Here is a 21,267-nt window from a genome sequence, read left to right on the forward strand (position 1 = left end):
GCTTTTTCGCATTAGTGGGTGATGCGTAGGTAGTTTTTTCCGATTGTCGTAATGTTCGTTTTTTTCATGTTGGCACTCTTCTGTTCGCATGCAACCGAGCAATCTTTGATCACTTCATGAAGTACCTCGGCAGTGATGTTGTCCTCCAACAAGAGGCCGTATTGATAATTCAGATTATCAAAGATGACAAGCGACGGATTCGTTTTGATGTTCATCTCTTTTGCGATATGCTGATCTGCTTCGTAGCTGCTTTTTACGAAAGGCGATTCTTTGTCCTCAAAGAACATGTCGACATCCAGTTTGGCTTTGGCTGCCACTTCCGCCAGTAATTCATTTGAGTAGGTGGTTTTGCCGTCCGCAAGTGATTTCTGCAGATGGAGCAAAAAGTTGCGGCCGCGTTTTTTGCCTTGCATCAAGGCGGCCTTGTATGCCAATGAGGCATCATAGATTGAACTGTATATTTGATTACGTAAGGTTAAATCTTTTTCCGGTAAATTTAATCGCTTCATATACTGAGTGACGGTATTGAAATTATGGAACGTTATGAAACGGAAGTGGACTTTAGGTCCATCCAACGAACTCATGAATTTCAGGACTTCTTGTTCCGTACGGTAGCATTTGTAGCCGATCGGGTTCACAAATAGATAAAGCTCAAAAATCTGTTGAGGAGAAGAGATAGAATCAGTTGTATTCTGTTTTGACCTATACATTTTATCCCTCCCTCTTTCCTATTTTGCTTACTTTAAGTTTACCAAAAAAAAGCCTAAACAAGTAGCAATAAGGCTTCTCGAAGAATTGTCTTTTGGGACAGGCTATTGTTCTCCCGTGCAACCTTCATTTTTCTTGTTCAGTATTATCTGATTTGTTGTCAAGGTGTATTTTACGAGACAATTTACATTATTGCAACTAAATCGACTGATTTTTTTATCTTGTATGGCTTCAAACCCGATTTAAATAGAGGGATCTCACGTTTTTGTCTGTTTTCTCTCAATAGAATAAGTAAAAAGACCCATTCTCCGCCTGGATTTCCGAAGAGTGGGTCTGTCTGTATAAGCCGTTGTCGGGTGCTGACTACTGGTGTGTTGTCGAATTTGGATAGGCCAGCATGCGTTCGATTTTTTGTTTTGCTTTGCGGACTTTTATGCCATGAAGCTCCAGGAAGGTTTGGAATGCGAGAGCCCCTTCTTCCAAAGACTCGGATTCGAATTCCAATTCGTAGTCCATTTGATCTTGGTAGAAGCTTTTATCCAAGAAGTAGGTCCCTTTGTCCCCGGGAAATTCATAGCGGATGGTTGAGAGCTGCCCGATGATCACAAGATCTTCTACAGCTATGCCCAAATCTTTCAGGTTATCGGCCACATTTCCCGATGCCTTCATTCGGTGGGAGTCGACCAAAGCTTTTGCTTCTTCAAGAGGCAAATCGTCGTTCGTTTCCAATTTTTCATTTTCCTGAATCGGCGTTTTCAGTGTGATTTCACTTTTATCTTCATACATGCGGATGCGCAGTCCGCTGTTCAGGCCCTTGAGTTTAAAGTCAGGTGTATCGAAATAGACGTTTGTTTGTTTGATAGGTTCTGTTTCATCAAGGTTGAAGGCAGTAAGCAACGCTTCGTATTCTTCTTTATTCAATAGGTTTTTGAATTCTTTTTCAATATTTTGGCTCATCGTCATTACTTCCTTTCGGTTATGAGGTTCGTTTTGGTCGGGATTGCTGATCAAAAATTCGAGCCTTCGTTGCAGGCCGTTCATCAGCATATATACTGGCAGGTGATGCGAAATCTTATTCTTATTGTATCATAAGTTTTGCGCAGTTGATTATTTAGAGCTGCTGGTGCAGATAGCGTAGCGTAATAATATGAAGAGAAAATGAATTCGGTCCTTTTCTACAAGAATTGTATAGAATCATAAATAATTGTGATAAAATAAAGTAGCATATACTATATGATAGGGTGTCGTTCTATGGAAAATAAGGAAGTTGAAAACTGGGATTCATTTTTAGCGCCGTACGAACAAGCGGTAGAGGAATTAAAAGTTAAGCTGAAGGGAATCCGTAAGCAGTATCGCGATGAGAATGTGCATGCACCCATTGAATTCATCACTGGGCGGGTCAAAAAGAAGGAAAGCATATTGGAAAAGGCGGAAGTCCGGGATATTGACCTGACCAGACTGGAACAGGATGTGCAGGATATTGCCGGCTTGCGGATCATGTGCCAATTTGTAGAGGATATACATGAGGTTGTGCGCCTATTGCGCGCAAGAAATGACTTTGAAATCATTATAGAACGGGATTATGTTACACATAAAAAAGAGAGCGGTTATCGCTCTTACCATATGGTGATTGAATATCCGGTCCAGCGTATTTACGAAGAAAAGAAAATACTTGTTGAAATTCAGATCAGGACTCTGGCCATGAATTTTTGGGCAACGATCGAACATTCATTGAACTACAAATATCGGGGCGAATATCCGGAAGAGCTGCATGACCGTCTGATACGCGCGGCAGAAGCCGCCTTCAGACTCGACGAAGAGATGTCGGAAATACGCGAAGAAATCAAGGATGCCCAGCGCTATTTCTCTGACAAAAGAGATGATAGCCGATGAGATTGGTCGAGAGGAGATCGGATATGAAAATTGCACTGGTCCATAACCAGACGCCAGAGACTTTATCAGTCGCGGCGAAATTCAAAGAGATGTGCCTCTCTGAAAAGATCGAGATTGTCACGGATAATCCGGATCTTGTTGTGTCGATTGGGGGGGATGGCACGTTGCTGTCAGCTTTTCATAAATATGAAGACCAGTTGAGCCAAGTGCGATTTGTTGGTATCCATACCGGACATCTGGGCTTTTATACGGACTGGCGTACCTACGAACTGCCGGAGCTTGTTGAAAGCCTTAAGCATGATAAAGGGGAAAGCGTCAGCTACCCATTGCTCGACGTCCGCGTCAAGTATGCGGATGAGGAGGAAGAGACCCGCTACATCGCTTTGAATGAGGCTAGTCTGAAGAAAATGGATGGGACGATGGTTTGCGATATCTATGTGAAGGATGAACTGTTCGAGACGTTCCGTGGCGATGGTCTCTGTGTTTCCACACCAACAGGTTCGACTGGGTTCAGCAAATCGCTGGGAGGAGCCGTTATCCATCCACGAACGGAAGCCATCCAACTGACGGAGATGGCCTCGGTGAATAACCGCATCTATCGTACGCTGAGCTCGCCAATGATCATCGCGAAAGACGAATGGATCGTCATCTATCCGCACAAGGAGGATCGCTTGATTTTGTCTGTGGATCACTTGACATTCAAGAAAAGGAGCATCGAAAGACTGGTTTATCGGATTGCCCAGGAGCGTGTACATTTCGCGCGCTATCGTCATACGCATTTCTGGGATCGGGTCGAAGATGCATTCATCGGTGTAAAGAAAAACGACAGGAACGAACGGGCAAAGGAGCAGTGAATATGGCGACTAAAAAGTGGCTGCTGAAGACACGTTTGAAGGAACAGCACATCGAAAAGCTAAAAGAACTCTATCCCGATTACGAGATGGTCACCGATGACGCGGAAACAGAAGCGTTCAGTGAAGTCGAGTGGACTGTCGGCTGGAACGACAGATTGACCACACTGTTGGAGGAAGGGCAGTTGCCTTCATTAAGATGGGTCCAAGCGATTTCGGCCGGCGTGAACAGCCTTCCGTTGGCAACCTTTGAAAGACAGGGAATCTATTTGACGAATGCGAGCGGCATCCACAGCGAGCCGATTGCTGAATATGTCATCGGCGTACTGCTTTCGCATATGCGCGGATTGCGGACTGCGATCCTGAATCAGCCGCAACGGAAATGGGAACAGACTACGGAGCTTCAGGAGCTGAAAGGCAAGACACTGATGATCGTAGGGGCGGGCCACATCGGCAATCGCTTGGGGGAATTGGCTAAAGCCTTCGGCATGAAGGTCATCGCTGTCAATCGTAGCGGCAAGGAAATAACCGGCTTGGATGTGACTGTCAAAATGGATAATATCAGCACTGTCATCGACTTTGCGGATGTTGTCGTGGACATCCTTCCCCAAACGGATGAAACCTACCGTGTTTTTGACGACGCTCTTTTCTCACGCATGAAAAAAGGCGTTCTCTTTGTGAACGTTGGACGTGGCGTCACGGTTGACACCGACAGCCTCATCAAGGCTTTGGATAACGGGACAGTTGCCTATGCGGCTTTGGATGTGTTCGATGTGGAACCATTGCCTGCCGACAGCCCTTTGTGGAATCATGAAAAAGTACTGGTTACGCCGCATTTTTCAGGTGTGGTTGAGCATTTCCGGGACAATCTGTTTGAGGTTGTTTCAGAAAATGCGGAGAGTTATAAAAAAGACGGCAAACCAAGCCGCAACCTGATTGATTTTGAAAAAAAATACTAACAGTAAAGCGGGGCTGCACCAGCGAGTCAGATGGTGCAGTCCTTTTTTGTTGGCATTTTTTTTACGCGATGACGGGGCATGAGTTGTGGAATGGCCTCGTTTTGGTTAGAATAGGAATGTATGTTGTCCAGCGGAAGCCTGAAGGTTTCAAAGCCATTGGATTTGCTGGGTAACCTGTTCCAAGTGCGAATCAGCACAGAACAAACCAAGGCGGCAGGCCCGCAAGTAGAGATTCGGTATAGAGTAGGGGTAGTGTAGAGTGATTTTTAGCTGGATATATGAAAAAGAAGAGACGACACTGATGAAGACTTTTTTACGTTCCAAGGGAATATCAAAAAGTCTGTTGGCCACCATCAAATTCGATGGTGGCAGTATCTGGCTGAATGGCAAGGAAAGAACGGTTTTGGCGACATTGGAAAAAGACGATAAGGTCATGATCCGCATTCCGGATGAAGGGGAGCACGAAACGACTGTCGGGGTGGATATGCCTTTGGACATTTTATTTGAGGACGACCACTTTTTGGTTGTGAACAAACCGTTTGGAGCTGCTTCCATCCCATCGAAGGTGCACCCGCGTCTTTCCATGGCGAATCGCGTGAAAGGCTATTATCAACGCCAAGGCTATGTGGACCAAGTCATCCATATTGTCACGCGTCTGGATCGTGATACGACCGGCGTCATGCTTTTTGCAAGGCATGGATACGCGCATGCTCTGATGGATACGCTGCTGCGCAACAAGGAAGTCGACAAAACGTACCGGGCGGTCTTATCCGAACCCGTGTTGACGGAAACGCACGGATTCATCGATGCCCCCATCGGCAGGACAGAGGATTCGATCATAACGCGAATGGTGCGGGAAGACGGGAAACAAGCGCTGACTGAATATTGGTTGGATAAGTCCTATCCAGATGGACAGACTGTGAAAATCAAGTTGCATACGGGCAGGACCCATCAAATTCGCGTGCATTTCACCTCGATCGGTGCGCCATTACTTGGAGATGACCTTTATGGAGGAAAAGCTGACCCGGACATGTTGCGGCAAGCCCTGCATTGCGAGTCATTGGAATTTGTGCATCCGATCAGTGGAGAAGCTTTAAAGATAGAAGCACCGTTGCCGGATGATTTCATCAAATGGGAAAGCAGGCAGAGGGACAAGGAGGCTGATATCCATGTTGGAACCACAATATGAATTTGAACTGGACGAAGCGTTGGCAAAAATCCGCGAATCGCTCCAAGGAGAGGATATCGAAAGATTCCGTTCCGATTTTTTGGACTATCACCTCTATGATCAGGCCCAGATTTACCTGGCGTTGGCGCCTGAAGAACGCATAACGATGTACAATTATCTCTCCGCAAATGAAATGTCCGACATGTTCGAAATCATCGAAGAAGACGTCGAATCGATCGAAGAGTATCTTTTGGAAATGAACAATCAATACGCGGCCGATATGTTGGCCAACATGTATGCCGATAATGCCGTCGATATGCTGAAGCAACTGAAGGATGAACGGATTTGGCTTTATCTGCGCTTGATGCCAGTGGAATCAGCGAAAGAAATCCGGGCCTTGTTGAATTATAAAGATGAGACTGCCGGAGCCATCATGACACCGGAATTCGTCTCAATCGTCGCCAATCAGACCGTCCGGTCGGCGATGGCTATCCTTAAAAGCAAAGCGCCTGATGCGGAAACAATCTACTATATCTACGTCGTCAATGTGGATAATGTGCTGGTCGGGGTCATTTCCTTGAGGGATCTGATTGTGAACGATGAAGACATGATGATCAGCGATATCATGAGTGAGCGGATCGTATCCGTGAACGTAAACGAAGGGCAAGAAGATGTTGCCCATAAAATCAGGGACTATGACTTCTTGGCTGTGCCGGTAGTCAACGAAAACAATGTGTTGTTGGGGATTATCACCGTAGATGATATCATCGACGTTATCGATGAGGAAGCCATCAGCGACTTCTCCGGTTTGGCCGGGGTCGACGTTGAGGAGCAATCAGAAAATCCGTTTGTGGCAGCATCCAAACGGTTGCCTTGGTTGATTACGTTGTTATTCTTGGGTATGGGAACGTCAACCTTGATTAGTCAATATCAAGGTTTGATTTCGGATGCATCGATTCTTTCCGTATTTGTCACCTTGATCACCGGGACATCCGGTAATGCGGGGACACAATCACTTGCCGTCGCCGTCCGGAAAATCGGCATGCAGGATGATGAGGAGAAAAATTTGTTCCGTACCATTTTATCCGAGTTGGCGACAGGATTGATCTCAGGGTTTGTGACTGGTGTCTCGATTGCGCTTGTCATCGGTGTTTGGAAACAGAACTTCATCTTGGGTGGGATCATCGGCATTTCCATGCTGGTTGCCATTACTGTGGCGAATCTGGCAGGTAGCTTGATTCCGGTATTGATGGATCGTCTTGGCTTTGATCCTGCCGTCGCAAGCGGACCGTTCATCTCGACATTCAGCGATTTGACATCCGTTTTGATCTATTTCAACATCGCAAAACATTTTATCACCACACTCATGTAGGTGCAAAAACAGGCAATGGACAAGCAGCCGCTTTTGGCTGTTTCCATTGCCTGTTTTTTGCTAAGAGTTGTTACGCTCTGCGCAAACGCGTTCTGATTCGCAGACACCACTTCCGTTTCGCAACCGGCTGTCGTCCGCAAAAGAGGTGAACGGCAGTCGGTCACTCCAACGTACGGGTGTCTAAACGCGATTCATCACGCTCTATCAAACGCGTTCTGAATCCCAGAAATCTCCGCCTAAGCTGATATTACGTCACGGCCAAAAAACGGCCGTTCTCGTAATATCCTCTTAGTGCTCGATTTCTACCCGGGATTCATCACGCTCTATCATTTTGTCCATGTCATGGTGTAATATCCCGGCTTCTTCGTATTCTTCGCCGCAGATGGTGTAGCCGACTTTTTCGTAAAAACCGATGGCGTGGTTCTGGGCTCCGAGGAACAGGCGCTTGCCGCCGAGTTCGCGGACGTGCCTTTCGATTTCCTGCATCAGGGTGCTGCCGTATTTCTTTTCCCGTACGGCTTTGCGGATGGCGACACGCTGCACCTTGTATTTGCCATTTTTCATTGGATAGATGCGGGCGGTGGCAACAGGGATGGATTCTTCATATCCGACGAGATGCAATGTTTTATCTTCCAAGTCATCAATTTCTATGGAGACCGGCACCTGCTGCTCCTCCACGAATACTTCTTTGCGGATTGCCAAGGCATCCAGGTAGGTTTTGGATTCTAGATTTTGTGTCCATTCAAAATGCAACAATGCGTATTCCTCGCTTCCGAAATTTGTTGGGTTCGCTGGAACCTCTTTTCTTATTTTACCTGAAACGCCATTTTTTGTCTGAATTAATTGCTTTTGCCTCATTTTGCTGGGTTCTTTTGCTATACTTATATAATCAGCAAGAGGAGGAAATAATGTATGCCAGACATAATTGAAACGATTCAACAATTGACAAATATCCCGTCGCCGACTGGATATACCGCGGAAATCATCGATTTTTTGGATGAAAACCTGAAACAGAAGGGGTACCAACCCGAAAAAAATAACAAGGGCAGCCTGATGGTGACGGTAAGAGGCACCGAAAACCAAAGCCGGCGCTTTGTGACGGCGCATATCGATACGCTTGGGGCGATGGTGCGCGCGATCAAACCGGATGGAAGACTGAAAATCGACCTGATCGGGGGCTTCACCTACCATTCCATAGATGGGGAGTATTGTACGATCCATAGTGCAGCCACAGGGAAAGACTGGACGGGAACGATATTATTGCACCAAACGAGCGTCCATGTCTACAAAGACGCGCGCACGGCCGAACGCAGCCAGGATAATATGGAAATCCGTCTGGATGCAGAAGTGCACACCGCCAAAGATGTCTCTGCGCTTGGCATCGGTGTAGGGGATTTCATCAGCTTTGCGCCTCGGACAGAAATTACCCCGTCCGGTTACATCAAATCAAGGCATCTGGACGATAAAGCCAGCGCGGCTATCCTGCTGCAGTTCCTGCACCGCATCGCGGACGAAAACTTGACGCTGCCTTACACGACTTGCTTCTTCTTTTCGAACAATGAGGAAATCGGCTACGGCGGCAACTCGAATATGCCACCGCACACAGTGGAATATTTGGCTGTCGATATGGGCGCGATGGGCGACGACCAGCAGACTGACGAATATACCGTTTCCATCTGCGTGAAGGATGGATCGGGTCCTTATCACTTCGGACTTCGGCAGCAGTTGGTCGGGTTGTGCGAATCGCAGGAGATTCCTTACAAGCTGGATATCTATCCGTTTTACGGCAGTGATGCTTCCGCAGCCATGAAAGCGGGTTGGGACGTCCGCCACGCTTTGATCGGACCGGGAATCGATGCAAGCCATGCCTATGAGCGTACCCATCGGAAGTCCTTGGAAGCCTGCTCCAAACTGTTGGAAGCATATCTGTCCGCTCCGATGATCGGCAAACAGCTTTGGAAATATGAGGATATCGAATGGAACAATTAAGGAAAACAAATCTGCTCTACTGGAGTGTTTGGCTTTTAGTGATGGCGTGCCTGATATGGGTGTCCACCAAAATCGATTTTATTTTTTATCCGATCGGTGCCTTCATCTCGACGATCTTCACGCCGGTGCTTGTGGCGGGGTTTCTGTATTATATTTTCACTCCGTTTATCGAAATGCTTGAGCATAGGCTGAACATCAAACGGCCGATAGGCATCCTTATCGTCATGGTTATGCTGATCGGCATCGTCATCTTCTCGTTTCTGGGGCTTATTCCGAATCTCGTAAGCCAAATCGGAGAGTTGCTGACGAATTTGCCTAACGTAGTCCGTTCCTTGAATAAACTCTATCAACAAGTGATTGAACAGGAATGGGTTCAGCGACTGGATATACCGACCCAATTGTCTCAGTTGAGCGGAAATGTCCAGAGCAGCATCAGCGCCTTCCTGAATGGCTTGACGGGCAGCATTGGTTCCGTACTCTCGGCCGTAGCCAATATCGCGTTGCTTGTCATCATCATTCCGTTGATTTTTTTCTACATGCTGAAGGATGGACATAAGTTTCCTGAAGCGGTCGCTCAATTGCTGCCGCATGAATATTCCTCTGATGTGCTAGCGTTGTTCAAGGAAATCAACAAAACGATCGCTAAATACATCAGCGGCCAGGCGCTTGTCTGTCTGTTCGTCGGGACATTCACCTTTATCGGGTATTTGCTGATCGGACTGCCTTACGCCTTTCTGCTGGGGGTCACGGCAGCCATCACGAACATCATTCCATACCTGGGGCCATACATCGGCTTGATTCCGGCAGCGATAATCGGGTTGACAATCTCCCCGACAAAAGCGCTGTTGGTCTGTGTCGTCGTGTTGGTGGTACAGCAAGTGGAATCGAACATCATTTCTCCGAATGTTTTGGGCAAAACGCTGGATATGCATCCGCTGACGATTTTGTTTTTGCTGTTGGCAGCAGGCAAAATCTCCGGTGTACTGGGAATGATATTGGCGATTCCCGCGTATGCAGTCGTGAAAACCATTGTCCAATATGTCCACCGGTACGTTAAAAACAGAAGGAAAAAAGTGTTACATAAACAATAATAAAAATTAATATGGATTCCAAGGGTTATTGATTGCTTTTTACCTTTGGAATCCTTTATTATGTAAAAAGTATCAAGAGCATAACGAATCAATTTGTGCAATTTTTATTATGAATTATGAGAATGATGCCGATTGGTTTGTGCAAAATATATTAATACGGAAATTTTAGGAGGAAGTACAATGAAAGTAATCGTAGTGGGATGTACACATGCCGGAACGTCAGCAGTGAAGACAATTTTGAAGGAGAATCCAGGTACTGAATTAACAGTATACGAAAGAAACGACAACGTTTCATTCCTGTCATGCGGGATTGCGCTTTACGTCGGCGGTGTCGTGAAAGATCCACAAGGATTATTCTATTCCAACCCTGAGGAGCTTGCTTCGCTAGGCGCAAACGTAAACATGCAACATGATGTAACAAACATTGATACAGCTGCTAAAACTGTTTCTGTGAAAAACTTAGTTACCGGCGAAGAATTCCAAGACACTTATGACAAGTTAGTTTTGACGATCGGCTCATGGCCAATCATCCCGCCAATCGAAGGCATCCAAAGCAAAAATGTTTTGCTTTGCAAAAACTATAACCAAGCAAAAGAAATCATCGCTCGCAAAGACGACAAAAAGAAAATCGTCGTTGTCGGCGGCGGCTACATCGGTATCGAGTTGGTGGAAGCATTCGCTAACGACGGTAAAGAAGTGACGTTGGTCGATGGATTGGATCGCATTCTGAATAAATATTTGGATTCCGAATTCACGGACATCCTCGAAGATGACTTGCGCGCACATGGCGTAAAAGTACAGTTGAACGAAATGGTTAAAGGCTTCAAAGACAATGAAGCTGGAGACATCACAACTGTCGTTACGACGGGTGGAGAATACGAAGCTGAAATGGTCATCTTATGCGTCGGTTTCCGACCGAACACGGACCTTGTCAAAGGCCAAGTGGATATGATGAAGAACGGCGCGATCATCGTGAATGATTACATGCAGACAAGCTTGCCTGACGTTTATGCAGCAGGAGACAGCTGTGCTGTAAACTACAATCCGAACGGCGGACATGCATATATTCCATTGGCAACAAACGCTGTGCGTATGGGATTGTTGGTCGGTAAAAACATCAACGGACCTAAAATGAAATACCGTGGAACACAATCCACTTCCGGATTGTACCTGAATGGCTTCACTATCGGTTCTACCGGTGTGAACGATGCAAGTGCTGCAGCTTTCGGACTTGAAACACGTTCCGTAGTTCTGGAAGATTTCTACCGTCCGGAATTCATGCCATCAAATGAAAAAGTGTTGATGAAACTTGTCTACGAAGTAGGTACGAACCGCATCGTCGGCGGACAGCTGATGTCCAAGTATGACATCACACAATCAGCCAATACTTTATCGTTGGCTATCCAAAACAAAATGACGATTGAAGATCTGGCTCTTGTCGACTTCTTCTTCCAACCTCATTTTGACCGTCCTTGGAACTACTTGAACTTGTTGGCTCAAAAAGCATTGGAACAAGAAGCGGAATTAGCTGCTAAATAATTCAATTCCATAATTTGGAACCCCTCCGTTAATCGATCAGTTGATTATCGGAGGGGTTCTTTGTGGGATGGACGGTATATCCGGATAAAACACTTGTATTTTTTGCCGGGTCATTAGATAATGAAAGATAACAATAAACTTTCAAAGAGATATAAAAACGAAGGAGAAACAATCTATGACCACAGACCCCAGTAATCAGACTTTGCTTTGGCAACTGCTGCTGATTGCGGTATTGACATTGGTGAACGCATTTTTTGCGGCATCCGAAATCGCATTTGTTTCATTGAACAAAAATAGGGTGGCGAACCAGGCCATCAAAGGGGATGAAAAAGCGCGAAAAATTTTGGCGCTTTTGGACCATTCCGATGATTTTTTGGCGACTATCCAAGTTGCCATTACTTTCGCGGGTTTCCTTTCCAGTGCTTCGGCTGCCAATACTTTCGCAGCCAGACTCGATCCCTATTTGAGTAATATACCCGGGGCAGAACAGGCTGCCATTCTGATCGTGACATTATCACTCTCCTATATTTCCTTGGTGTTCGGTGAACTGTATCCGAAACAACTGGGATTGCAGCGCCCGGAAGAAGTGGCGCGGGCAGGTGCAGGCTTCATCACTGTCGTTCAAAAGCTGATGAAACCCTTCGTTTGGTTCTTATCCTTTTCCACCAGTGTGCTGGAAAAAATGACGCCGATTACGTTCACGAGCGGCAACGATATGTTTTCGCGCGAAGAAGTGCGCGAGCTGTTGGAAAAGAGCAGCGATGAAGGGACCATCGAACGGATGGAGTTCAATATGCTGAAAGGGGTGCTTTCCATGGACAACAAAATGGCCCGGGAGGTTATGGTGCCGCGGACGGATACCTTCATGCTGAATGTGAACGATGATGTCGAGGAAAATATAGAGGCTGCATTGGATTCCCCGTATACCCGCATACCGATTTATGAAGATGATAAGGACAATATTATTGGTGTGTTGCATCTGAAGAATCTGTTGAAGGAATCCAAGAACACCCCTATAAATCAGATCGACCTGCGAAAAATCATGAATGAGCCTCTGTTTGTTCCGGAAACAATCCTTACGGATGAATTGATGTCTTACCTGAAGAAAAGCCATAACCAATTGGCGTTGCTCCATGACGAATATGGCGGTATGGTGGGGATTGTGACATTGGAAGACATTCTGGAAGAAATCGTTGGCGATATCGAAGATGAATACGATGAAAGTTATGTGCTGATCGCGCGGATCGGCGATAATGTATACGAAGCCGATGGGGCTACGCCTTTGCATCGTTTCAATGACTATTTTGGCACGCAACTTGAATCGGCGGATGTCGATACGATCGCCGGCTATCTGTTGACGGAGTTGGGTGAGTTTCCGGAAGAAAATGAGGAAGCATCCATCGAAGAGAACGGATTGATCATCAAAACGTTGGAGTTCGACAATCGCCGTCTTTTGAAAGTCGGGGTATCCTATATGAACGAAAACGATCGGCCCGCAAAAGAACGTTTCAAAGAGGACGAGGCAGAGGCTGAAGCTGAAGAAGCCGCCGATGAAAAGAGAGAAACAGAATGAATGATGAGCAGTCTTGCCCAGATCGATAAAAATCGTTCAGGGCGAGGCTGCTTTTTTTGCAATAGGGCTTCTTGGCATGCACGCAGATAGCAACACGTAATTGCGGGCCGCATGCTGATGCAACGACAATCTTGTAGAATACTCGGATTTCTTGTATAATAACAAAGGTATTATCGTGGGTTAGCGTGTGCATATTGCTCATGCTATCTTTTTGTTTAGGTAGCGTTCACGATGTCACGATAGAGATATTTGGAAAAAGGGGAACAATATGACTCAAACATTAGCAGATAAAGTAAAAGCAAGAAGAACTTTTGCCATCATTTCCCATCCGGATGCTGGTAAAACGACCATCACGGAGCAGTTGTTGTTGTTCGGAGGCGCAATCCGCCAAGCTGGGACGGTTAAAGGGAAAAAATCAGGCCGATTCGCCAAATCGGATTGGATGGATATTGAAAAACAAAGGGGTATTTCGGTAACCAGTTCGGTCATGCAGGTCGATTATGACGGAAAACAGATCAATATTTTGGACACGCCAGGGCATGAGGACTTCTCGGAAGATACGTACCGTACACTGATGGCTGTGGATAGCGCAGTGATGGTCATCGACAGCGGGAAGGGTATTGAGCCTCAGACAAAGAAATTGTTCAAGGTTTGTAGCATGAGGGGGATTCCGATCTTCACCTTCATCAATAAATTGGACCGTGATGGCCGCGAGCCGATGGATCTGATTGCGGAGTTGGAGGAAGTTTTGGGGATTGATGCCTATCCGATGAACTGGCCGATGGGCATGGGGAAAAATTTGTTGGGTCTGTATGATATCTACAATAATCGCGTGGAATTGACTCATCCTGAAGAGAATGAAGACAACGATTTCCTGCCGCTGAATGAAGAGGGCGAAATCGAAGGCAATTACCAAGTGATGCAATCAACCATCTATACCCAAGCGGTTGAAGATGTTCAATTGCTGAAAGAGGCGGGAAACGACTTTTCGGAAGAAGCAATCGCAGCCGGGAAACTGACGCCTGTATTCTTCGGATCCGCTTTGACTGGATTCGGCGTCCAGACATTCCTTGATGCCTTTGTGGATTTTGCTCCGAGCCCTAGCGAGCATGTGACTGTAGCGGAAGAGATTGTTGAACCTACGGACGAAAACTTTACCGGCTTCATCTTCAAGATCCAAGCAAATATGAATCCCGCTCACCGAGACCGGATTGCCTTTGTGCGGGTCTGCTCCGGTGAATTTAAACCCGGAATGGATGTTTTTGTAACCCGTACCGGTAAAAAGATCAAACTGGCGCATACGACGCAGTTCATGGCCGATTCCCGTGAGCAAGTCCAAACGGCAGTGGCGGGAGACATCATCGGACTGTACGACACCGGTAACTTCCAGATCGGCGATACGATATATGAAGGCAAAAAAGGCCTTCAGTTCGAAGCGTTGCCGCAATTTACACCGGAACTGTTCATGAAAGTCACTCCGAAAAACGTCATGAAGCAGAAATCTTTCCATAAAGGTGTGCAACAGTTGGTTCAAGAAGGAGCCATCCAATTGTACAAAACCTACCATACAGAAGATTATATTCTGGGTGCGGTCGGCCAATTGCAGTTTGAAGTGTTCCAGTACCGCTTGTTGCATGAATACAACGCGGAAGTCGAAATGACACCGATGGGCTCCAAGATTGCCCGTTGGATCGATTCGGAAGATCTGGATCCGAACATGTCTTCAAGTCGTAACTTATTGTGCCGCGACCGTTTCGGCAATCCCGTTTTCCTTTTCGAAAACCAATTTGCTATGCGCTGGTTTGAAGATAAGTATCCGGAAGTCAAATTGACAGCTTTGCTTTGATTTGAACCATCAAAAAAAAACAAAACAAAAAATGCACATTGCTGAAAAGCAGTGTGCATTTTGCGTTAAGAAGAGTTTTTTTCGATTGCAGAAAATGTCAATCATTTCAGGTGAGATAGCTCCACGAAGTTATGACCAGGCATAACTTCCACATCGTCAACGGTAAGGTGCAACAGTTTCGTCAGAACAAAGGCGATTTCGCTTTGCTTCACGCGACGGTTTTTGTTGAGGATGATGACATCCTCATGTGTTGCGGCACCGGTAAAAATGACTGTAGTTTGTCCCAAAGAATAAACTTTGACAAATTGAGCATCGGTGTTGGCCAATTGCTCACGTACAAGATCAGCGTGGCTATTTGTAACATCGATCAATTTCATGGACGAACACCCCTAACTTAGGTTGGCTGTTTATAGAATTATTATATAACAATTGTTAATTTATTTAAAGAGTAAACAAACAAATGAATAATTTTCATTATCTTTTCAAACGAAAAAGACAAGAGCCTTTCTAGAGCTCTTGCCTTTGGGAAAGCGTTTCTTACTCAGATGCAGTTGTTTCTGTGCGTTCGACTTTGCTGACGACCATCAGATTGCCTTCTTCATCTGCGTCGACAAACAAATCCTTGATTTTCGGATTATCCAAGTAGAATTCAGCTACCTGGTCCTCGATCTGATCCTGGATGACGCGGCGCAGCGGGCGTGCACCCATGCTTGGGTCATAGCCCAGATCGATAAGACGTTCTTTTGCTTTCTGAGAGACGGTAACGCTGATTTCCTTATCCTTCAACAATTCGTTGACGTCATCCAACATAAGCGTGACAATGCTGCTCAAATTCTCTTTGGACAATTGATTGAATTCGACTATCGCATCGAAGCGGTTGATGAATTCAGGTTTGAAGTAATCGCTCAAGCGGTTCAGGATGGAATGCGTCTTGCCTTTCATTGCTGCACCAAATCCTACACTTGCTTCCTGGACGCCCGTACCGGCATTGCTGGTCATGATAATGATGGTGTCTTTGAAGCTGACAGTTCTGCCTTGGGAATCCGTCAGGCGGCCGTCATCAAGGATCTGCAGGAAGAGATGCATAACATCCGGATGGGCTTTTTCGACTTCATCCAAAAGCAGAATGCTGTAGGGACTGCGGCGGACACGCTCGGTCAATTGTCCGGCTTCGTCATAGCCGATGTACCCTGGAGGCGAACCGATCAACTTGGAGACGGCGTGTTTTTCCATGTATTCGCTCATATCGAAGCGGATGATCGCATCTTCTGTCCCGAACATTTCGATCGCCAACTGTTTGGCCAATTCGGTCTTGCCGACACCGGTTGGTCCCACAAACAAGAAGGAACCGATCGGGCGGTTTTTGCGGCTCAATCCGATCCGGTTTCTGCGGATCGCTTTGGATACTTTGTTGATGGCTTCGTCCTGGCCGATAACATTTTTCTTCAGGTCGGCATCAAGATTCCTCAATTGTGTTTGTTCTTTTTCAAGCAACTCACCGACCGGGATATTTGTTTTGATCTCAATGATCTTTTGGATATCCTGTTCCGTGACGACGGGATCACCATCGGCCGGCGTCGGATTTTGTTTCATCTTATTCAGATTTGTAATCTGATCGCGATAATAGGCAGCTTTTTCGTAATCTTCCGCATGCAAGGCTGCTTGTTTTTCCCGTTCCGCCGTTTCGATGCGCTCCTCGATCTGTTGCGGATCGATGGGCTTAATGGTCAAGTTCTTTTTGGATCCGGACTCATCGAGCAAGTCGATGGCTTTGTCCGGAAGGAAGCGATCCTGGATATAGCGATGCGATAATTTGACAGCCGCTTCCAGTGCCTTATCCGAATACTTGACGTGATGATAGTCTTCGTATTTCGGACGGATGCCTTGGAGGATGATCAACGTCTGTTCAGGAGTCGGTTCATTCACTCGGACGGGCTGGAATCGACGTTCCAATGCAGCGTCTTTCTCGATTCTGCGGTACTCATTCAGCGTCGTGGCACCGACCAACTGAAGTTCGCCTCTCGCAAGGGCGGGCTTCAGGATATTGCCTGCATCCATACTTCCCTCAGCGTTTCCTGCCCCGACGATTTCATGGATTTCATCGATGAAGAGGATGATCTGTTTGTTCGCGCGGATTTCATCCATCAATTTCTGCATCCGTTCCTCGAATTGGCCGCGGATGCCGGTTCCTTGGACGAGTGAGACGACATCTAAACGGATCACTTCTTTGTCCAGCAATTTCTGAGGAACATCACCGTCCACGATTTTTTGGGCAAGGCCTTCCACTACAGCTGTTTTGCCGACCCCAGCCTCACCTGTGAGTACCGGATTGTTTTTCGTGCGGCGATTCAGGATTTCGATGACGCGTGCGATTTCACTGTCTCTTCCGATGACAGGGTCGATGCCGCCATCGCGGGCCAATTGCGTGAGGTTGATGCCGTATTCGTCCAGCAAGCCGCCTTTGCCTCCGCCTTTTCCTCCACGGGCAGCTTCAGGGGCAGGAGGCTGTTGGAAATTCTGTTCTTGGTTTTGCTGCATTTTCTTGAAGAAGGAATCCAGATTACCGAAAGAAAAAGGGTCTACAGGGCCTTGGGATCTTGGATTCGGATTGTTTTGTTGCGATTGAGCGGCTTTGAATTCTTGATAGCAACTCTGGCATAAATCGATTTGGCGTCTTTGTCCATTCACGCTGGCATACAGATGAATGGAAGCTTGGTTTTTTTCGCAATTTTGACAAAGCATGGCAATCTTCCTTTCTATGTGGATCATAGCTACATGTATATTATAGTAGTAACGGCTAAGGAATTCTCGTGAGAAGGTATCCTGACCAACTCTGACCTTATGAGCCCATTATACATTGACCTATTTTGACTTTCAAGTGGTTTGCCTTGAAACGAAACAAAAATTTCATAGCGGGACGCCATTCAGCCTAATGGAATGGTTGTATTAAATTAGTGGCATTTCGGCAATTATGACAAAAATTTGAACGAATCTGGTTAAAACAGTTGTAGTATAAAGCGAAAGATGGTAATCTTATTCAATGAAAGGGTTATTTTTAGTCCGTGTTTCCATTTTTCTGTTATAATGGAAACGTATTAAAAGTACCTTAAATAAATACATCTCAAAAGGGGTTTATGACATGGAAAGAAAAGAATATCACGTAATCGCAGAAACAGGGATTCACGCACGTCCAGCAACTTTATTGGTGCAAACTGCAAGCAAATTTAATTCAGATATCAATTTAGAATACAAAGGTAAATCAGTTAACTTAAAATCCATCATGGGTGTAATGTCATTAGGCGTAGGCCAAGGCGCTGATGTTGTCATCACTGCAGAAGGTCCGGACGAAGCAGACGCTATGGCTGGAATCACTGAAACAATGGTAAAAGAAGGGCTAGCAGAGTAATATGAAAAACCACTTACAAGGAATAGCAGCTAGTGACGGTATTGCAATCGCGAAAGCATATTTGCTTACCGAACCGGATCTATCCTTTGAGAAGCGTAAAGTGGAAGATTCAGAAGGCGAAATTGCTCGCCTTTTGCAAAGCTTTGAAACCGCTAAATCAGAGGTAAGTGCAATCAGAGACAAAGCGGCAGTGTCACTTGGCGAAGAAGAAGCACAAGTTTTTGATGCACATTTAATGGTATTATCCGATCCAGAAATGATTGGATCAATGAATTCAAACATCCGCGACAATGGCGTGAATGCTGAATCAGCACTTTCTGATGTTGCCGGCATGTTCATCGGTATGTTCGAAGCGATGGAAGACAACCCATACATGCAAGAACGTGCTGCGGATATCCGCGACGTTACTGAGCGTGTATTGAGCCACTTATTGGGTGTTAAAATCCCTAACCCATCGTCAATCACTGAAGAAGTGATCGTCGTTGCCAGAGATTTGACTCCTAGTGATACTGCTCAATTGAACCGTGATTATGTTAAAGGATTCGTTACCGACATCGGTGGACGCACATCCCACAGCGCAATCATGGCCCGTTCTTTGGAGATTCCTGCAATCGTAGGTTCAAAAGAGATCACACAAATCGTCAAAGATGGCGATATCATCATTTTGGATGGTTTGGACGGCGACGTCTTCATCAATCCTGATGAAGAAACATTAGCTGCATACAGGAAGAAAGCTGAAGAGTTCTCTGCGATGCAAGCTGAATGGCACAAACTGAAGAATGCAGATACAGTGACAGCAGACGGTAAACATATCGAATTGGCAGCCAATATCGGAACGCCTAAAGATTTGGAAGGCGTTATCGCCAACGGTGCTGAAGCGGTAGGTCTATACCGTACTGAATTCCTGTACATGGATTCTTCGGACTTCCCGACAGAAGATGAGCAATTCGATGCTTATAAAGCTGTTTTGGAAGGCATGGAAGGCAAACCTGTCGTAGTTCGTACAATGGACATCGGTGGGGACAAAGAATTGCCTTATTTGGAATTGCCGAAAGAAATGAATCCATTCTTGGGTTACCGTGCAATCCGTATTTGTTTGGCTGAGCCAGAAATGTTCCGTACTCAATTGCGTGCATTGTTGCGTGCTTCCGTTTACGGTAAATTACGCATCATGTTCCCGATGATTTCAACTCTGAACGAATTCAGAGCAGCAAAAGCGATGTTGGATGAAGAAAAAGCGAATCTATTAGCCGATGGCGTAGAAGTCGCTGATGATATCCAAGTAGGTATCATGATCGAAATCCCAGCAGCGGCTGTTTTAGCTCATCAATTCGCTAAAGAAGTAGATTTCTTCAGTATCGGAACAAATGACTTGATCCAATACACAATGGCGGCAGACCGCATGAACCAACAAGTTTCGTACTTGTATCAACCATACAACCCAGCTATTCTTACGCTGATCAAGCACGTTATCGATGCTTCTCATGCTGAAGGCAAATGGACTGGTATGTGTGGCGAGATGGCCGGCGATCAAACAGCGGTTCCGTTGTTGGTAGGTCTTGGTTTGGATGAGTTCTCCATGAGCGCATCCAGCGTCCTGAAAACACGTAGCTTGATGAAACGCTTGGATTCCAAAGAAATGGAAAAACTAGCGGACAAAGCAATCAATGAATGTACGACTGTTGAAGAAGTCATTGCATTGGTTGAAGAAATGAAAGCTAAATTAGTAGACTAAGCCGATTCAGGTTAAAGTGGCCGGGCATGCTTGCATGCCTGGTCTTTTTGTGTGCCTACGATTTCAGACCGATCATGGTTGCAGATTCCATTATTTGTGGAACCCGCTTCGGGTGATTATATTTAAAAGTAGGTCTGTGGGATGAGTGACAAATATCAAAATGTTCTATATACTGAATATATTGAGTCATTATAAATTTGATGGGATTTTTTCGAGGTGAAATCATGAGAATTGGCATGTTTACAGATTCGTATTTTCCTCAAGTGAGCGGGGTATCCACTTCAATCCGCACTTTGAAAGAGGAATTGGAGGCAGAAGGTCATGAGGTCATCATTTTTACCACAACCGACCCAAAAGCTGACGAAAATGAAGAAAATATAATCCGTTTGACCAGTATCCCGTTCTTGTCTTTCAAAGATCGTCGGGTTGCGGTCAAAGGGATGAACAAAGCGTTGAAGGAAGCGAAGAAACAGCATATCGATATCGTGCATACGCATACGGAATTCAGTTTGGGATTGACGGGCAAATTTGTTGGCTATATGCTGCAGATTCCGACAGTGCATACCTACCACACCATGTACGAAAAATATCTGCACTACATCGCTAAAGGGAAAGTTGTGAAGCCCCGGGCTGTTAAGATAGCCTCTCGTTATTTCTGCAACAGTACGATGGGCATCATTGCTCCAAGCGAGCAAATGAAGGAGAAATTGGCATCCTACAATATCTACAAGGAAATTCGCGTCATTCCAACGGGTGTCAGGATACCCGAACAGATTGTCGGCATCAAATCCCGCAAACGCGAAGCGTTGGGCATTTCGGATTCCGAATTGGTGCTGCTATCCCTCAGCAGGTTGTCTTCAGAAAAAAATCTGGATAAGCTTGTTCATGCCTTTCCTGAGGTTGTCGAAGCCTACCCGTCTGCAAAGCTTGTGTTTGTCGGGGATGGGCCGATGCGCCATGAATTGGAAGCGCTGGTGTCGGAAATGGATTTGACCCGAAACGTGATTTTCGTCGGGGAAGTCAGAAATGAAGATGTAAGCGAATATTACCAAATGGCGGATATTTATATCAATGCTTCAGAATCAGAGACGCAAGGCTTGACCTACTTGGAATCGATCGTAAATGGGTGTCCGGTCA

General features: G+C 45.9%; 18 protein-coding genes. 13 read left to right on the forward strand and 5 right to left on the reverse strand.

The features are described 5' to 3' along the window. Positions 1-11: 11 nt before the first annotated feature. Positions 12-710: a DsbA family protein gene (locus WBV27_RS01950; protein WP_424198933.1), complete on the reverse strand. Its 699-nt coding sequence runs from the start codon at positions 708-710 to the stop codon at positions 12-14. Between the two features lie 361 nt (positions 711-1,071). After that, on the reverse strand, positions 1,072-1,665 hold the full coding sequence (locus WBV27_RS01955) for a CYTH domain-containing protein (RefSeq protein WP_424198935.1): 594 nt from the start codon (positions 1,663-1,665) through the stop codon (positions 1,072-1,074). A gap of 294 nt (positions 1,666-1,959) precedes the next feature. Here WBV27_RS01955 and WBV27_RS01960 point away from each other — a divergent pair, with 294 nt between their 5' ends. The 5 genes from WBV27_RS01960 to mgtE all read left to right on the forward strand — a co-directional run bounded on the left by WBV27_RS01960 (position 1,960) and on the right by mgtE (position 6,951). After that, a complete protein-coding gene (locus WBV27_RS01960; RefSeq protein ID WP_086628370.1) occupies positions 1,960-2,601 on the forward strand; it encodes a GTP pyrophosphokinase in 642 nt (213 codons plus the stop codon). A 23-nt stretch (positions 2,602-2,624) separates the two neighbouring features. Beyond that, positions 2,625-3,455, forward strand: coding sequence for an NAD kinase (locus WBV27_RS01965; RefSeq protein ID WP_424198938.1), 831 nt, complete (start codon positions 2,625-2,627; stop codon positions 3,453-3,455). A gap of 2 nt (positions 3,456-3,457) precedes the next feature. After that, entirely contained in the window at positions 3,458-4,411 is a 954-nt protein-coding gene (locus WBV27_RS01970; protein ID WP_424198940.1) for an NAD(P)-dependent oxidoreductase, read from the forward strand. Between the two features lie 259 nt (positions 4,412-4,670). Then, entirely contained in the window at positions 4,671-5,600 is a 930-nt protein-coding gene (locus WBV27_RS01975) for an RluA family pseudouridine synthase (RefSeq protein ID WP_424198942.1), read from the forward strand. After that, complete coding sequence (mgtE, locus tag WBV27_RS01980; protein ID WP_424198944.1) at positions 5,581-6,951, forward strand: magnesium transporter; 1,371 nt, start codon at positions 5,581-5,583, stop codon at positions 6,949-6,951. The genes WBV27_RS01975 and mgtE overlap by 20 nt, the downstream gene beginning before the upstream one ends. Positions 6,952-7,239: 288 nt before the next feature. On the opposite strand, the gene WBV27_RS01985 is transcribed toward mgtE, so the two are convergent. Then, a complete protein-coding gene (locus tag WBV27_RS01985; protein WP_424198946.1) occupies positions 7,240-7,707 on the reverse strand; it encodes a GNAT family N-acetyltransferase in 468 nt (155 codons plus the stop codon). Positions 7,708-7,863: 156 nt separating this feature from the next. Here WBV27_RS01985 and WBV27_RS01990 point away from each other — a divergent pair, with 156 nt between their 5' ends. The 5 genes from WBV27_RS01990 to WBV27_RS02010 all read left to right on the forward strand — a co-directional run bounded on the left by WBV27_RS01990 (position 7,864) and on the right by WBV27_RS02010 (position 14,989). Continuing rightward, complete coding sequence (locus WBV27_RS01990) at positions 7,864-8,940, forward strand: M42 family metallopeptidase (RefSeq protein WP_424198948.1); 1,077 nt, start codon at positions 7,864-7,866, stop codon at positions 8,938-8,940. Further along, positions 8,928-10,031, forward strand: coding sequence for an AI-2E family transporter (locus WBV27_RS01995; protein ID WP_424198950.1), 1,104 nt, complete (start codon positions 8,928-8,930; stop codon positions 10,029-10,031). The genes WBV27_RS01990 and WBV27_RS01995 overlap by 13 nt, the downstream gene beginning before the upstream one ends. Positions 10,032-10,211: 180 nt before the next feature. Next, the gene (locus WBV27_RS02000) at positions 10,212-11,570 is read left to right on the forward strand and encodes an FAD-dependent oxidoreductase (RefSeq protein ID WP_424198952.1); all 1,359 of its coding nucleotides are present in this window, start codon (positions 10,212-10,214) and stop codon (positions 11,568-11,570) included. Positions 11,571-11,745: 175 nt separating this feature from the next. Next, positions 11,746-13,143 (forward strand): hemolysin family protein, encoded by a 1,398-nt coding sequence (locus WBV27_RS02005; RefSeq protein WP_424198954.1) that lies wholly within the window; start codon positions 11,746-11,748, stop codon positions 13,141-13,143. Between the two features lie 268 nt (positions 13,144-13,411). Next, a complete protein-coding gene (locus tag WBV27_RS02010; RefSeq protein ID WP_424198956.1) occupies positions 13,412-14,989 on the forward strand; it encodes a peptide chain release factor 3 in 1,578 nt (525 codons plus the stop codon). Positions 14,990-15,090: 101 nt separating this feature from the next. On the opposite strand, the gene WBV27_RS02015 is transcribed toward WBV27_RS02010, so the two are convergent. Both WBV27_RS02015 and WBV27_RS02020 read right to left on the reverse strand, forming a co-directional pair. Next, the gene (locus tag WBV27_RS02015; RefSeq protein WP_424198958.1) at positions 15,091-15,366 is read right to left on the reverse strand and encodes a DUF1827 family protein; all 276 of its coding nucleotides are present in this window, start codon (positions 15,364-15,366) and stop codon (positions 15,091-15,093) included. Positions 15,367-15,526: 160 nt separating this feature from the next. Next, positions 15,527-17,731, reverse strand: coding sequence for an AAA family ATPase (locus WBV27_RS02020; RefSeq protein WP_424198960.1), 2,205 nt, complete (start codon positions 17,729-17,731; stop codon positions 15,527-15,529). 397 nt (positions 17,732-18,128) lie between these two features. Here WBV27_RS02020 and WBV27_RS02025 point away from each other — a divergent pair, with 397 nt between their 5' ends. The 3 genes from WBV27_RS02025 to WBV27_RS02035 form a co-directional block, all read left to right on the forward strand. Further along, the gene (locus tag WBV27_RS02025; RefSeq protein WP_068559983.1) at positions 18,129-18,395 is read left to right on the forward strand and encodes a phosphocarrier protein HPr; all 267 of its coding nucleotides are present in this window, start codon (positions 18,129-18,131) and stop codon (positions 18,393-18,395) included. A 1-nt stretch (position 18,396) separates the two neighbouring features. Beyond that, positions 18,397-20,130, forward strand: a complete 1,734-nt coding sequence (ptsP, locus tag WBV27_RS02030; RefSeq protein ID WP_424198962.1) for a phosphoenolpyruvate--protein phosphotransferase — start codon at positions 18,397-18,399, stop codon at positions 20,128-20,130. A 236-nt stretch (positions 20,131-20,366) separates the two neighbouring features. Continuing rightward, positions 20,367-21,267, forward strand: a 901-nt coding sequence (locus tag WBV27_RS02035; RefSeq protein ID WP_424198964.1) for a glycosyltransferase, incomplete at its 3' end; no start/stop codon positions are given.

This window comes from Trichococcus sp., from assembly GCF_049589555.1.
Classification (GTDB): domain Bacteria; phylum Bacillota; class Bacilli; order Lactobacillales; family Aerococcaceae; genus Trichococcus.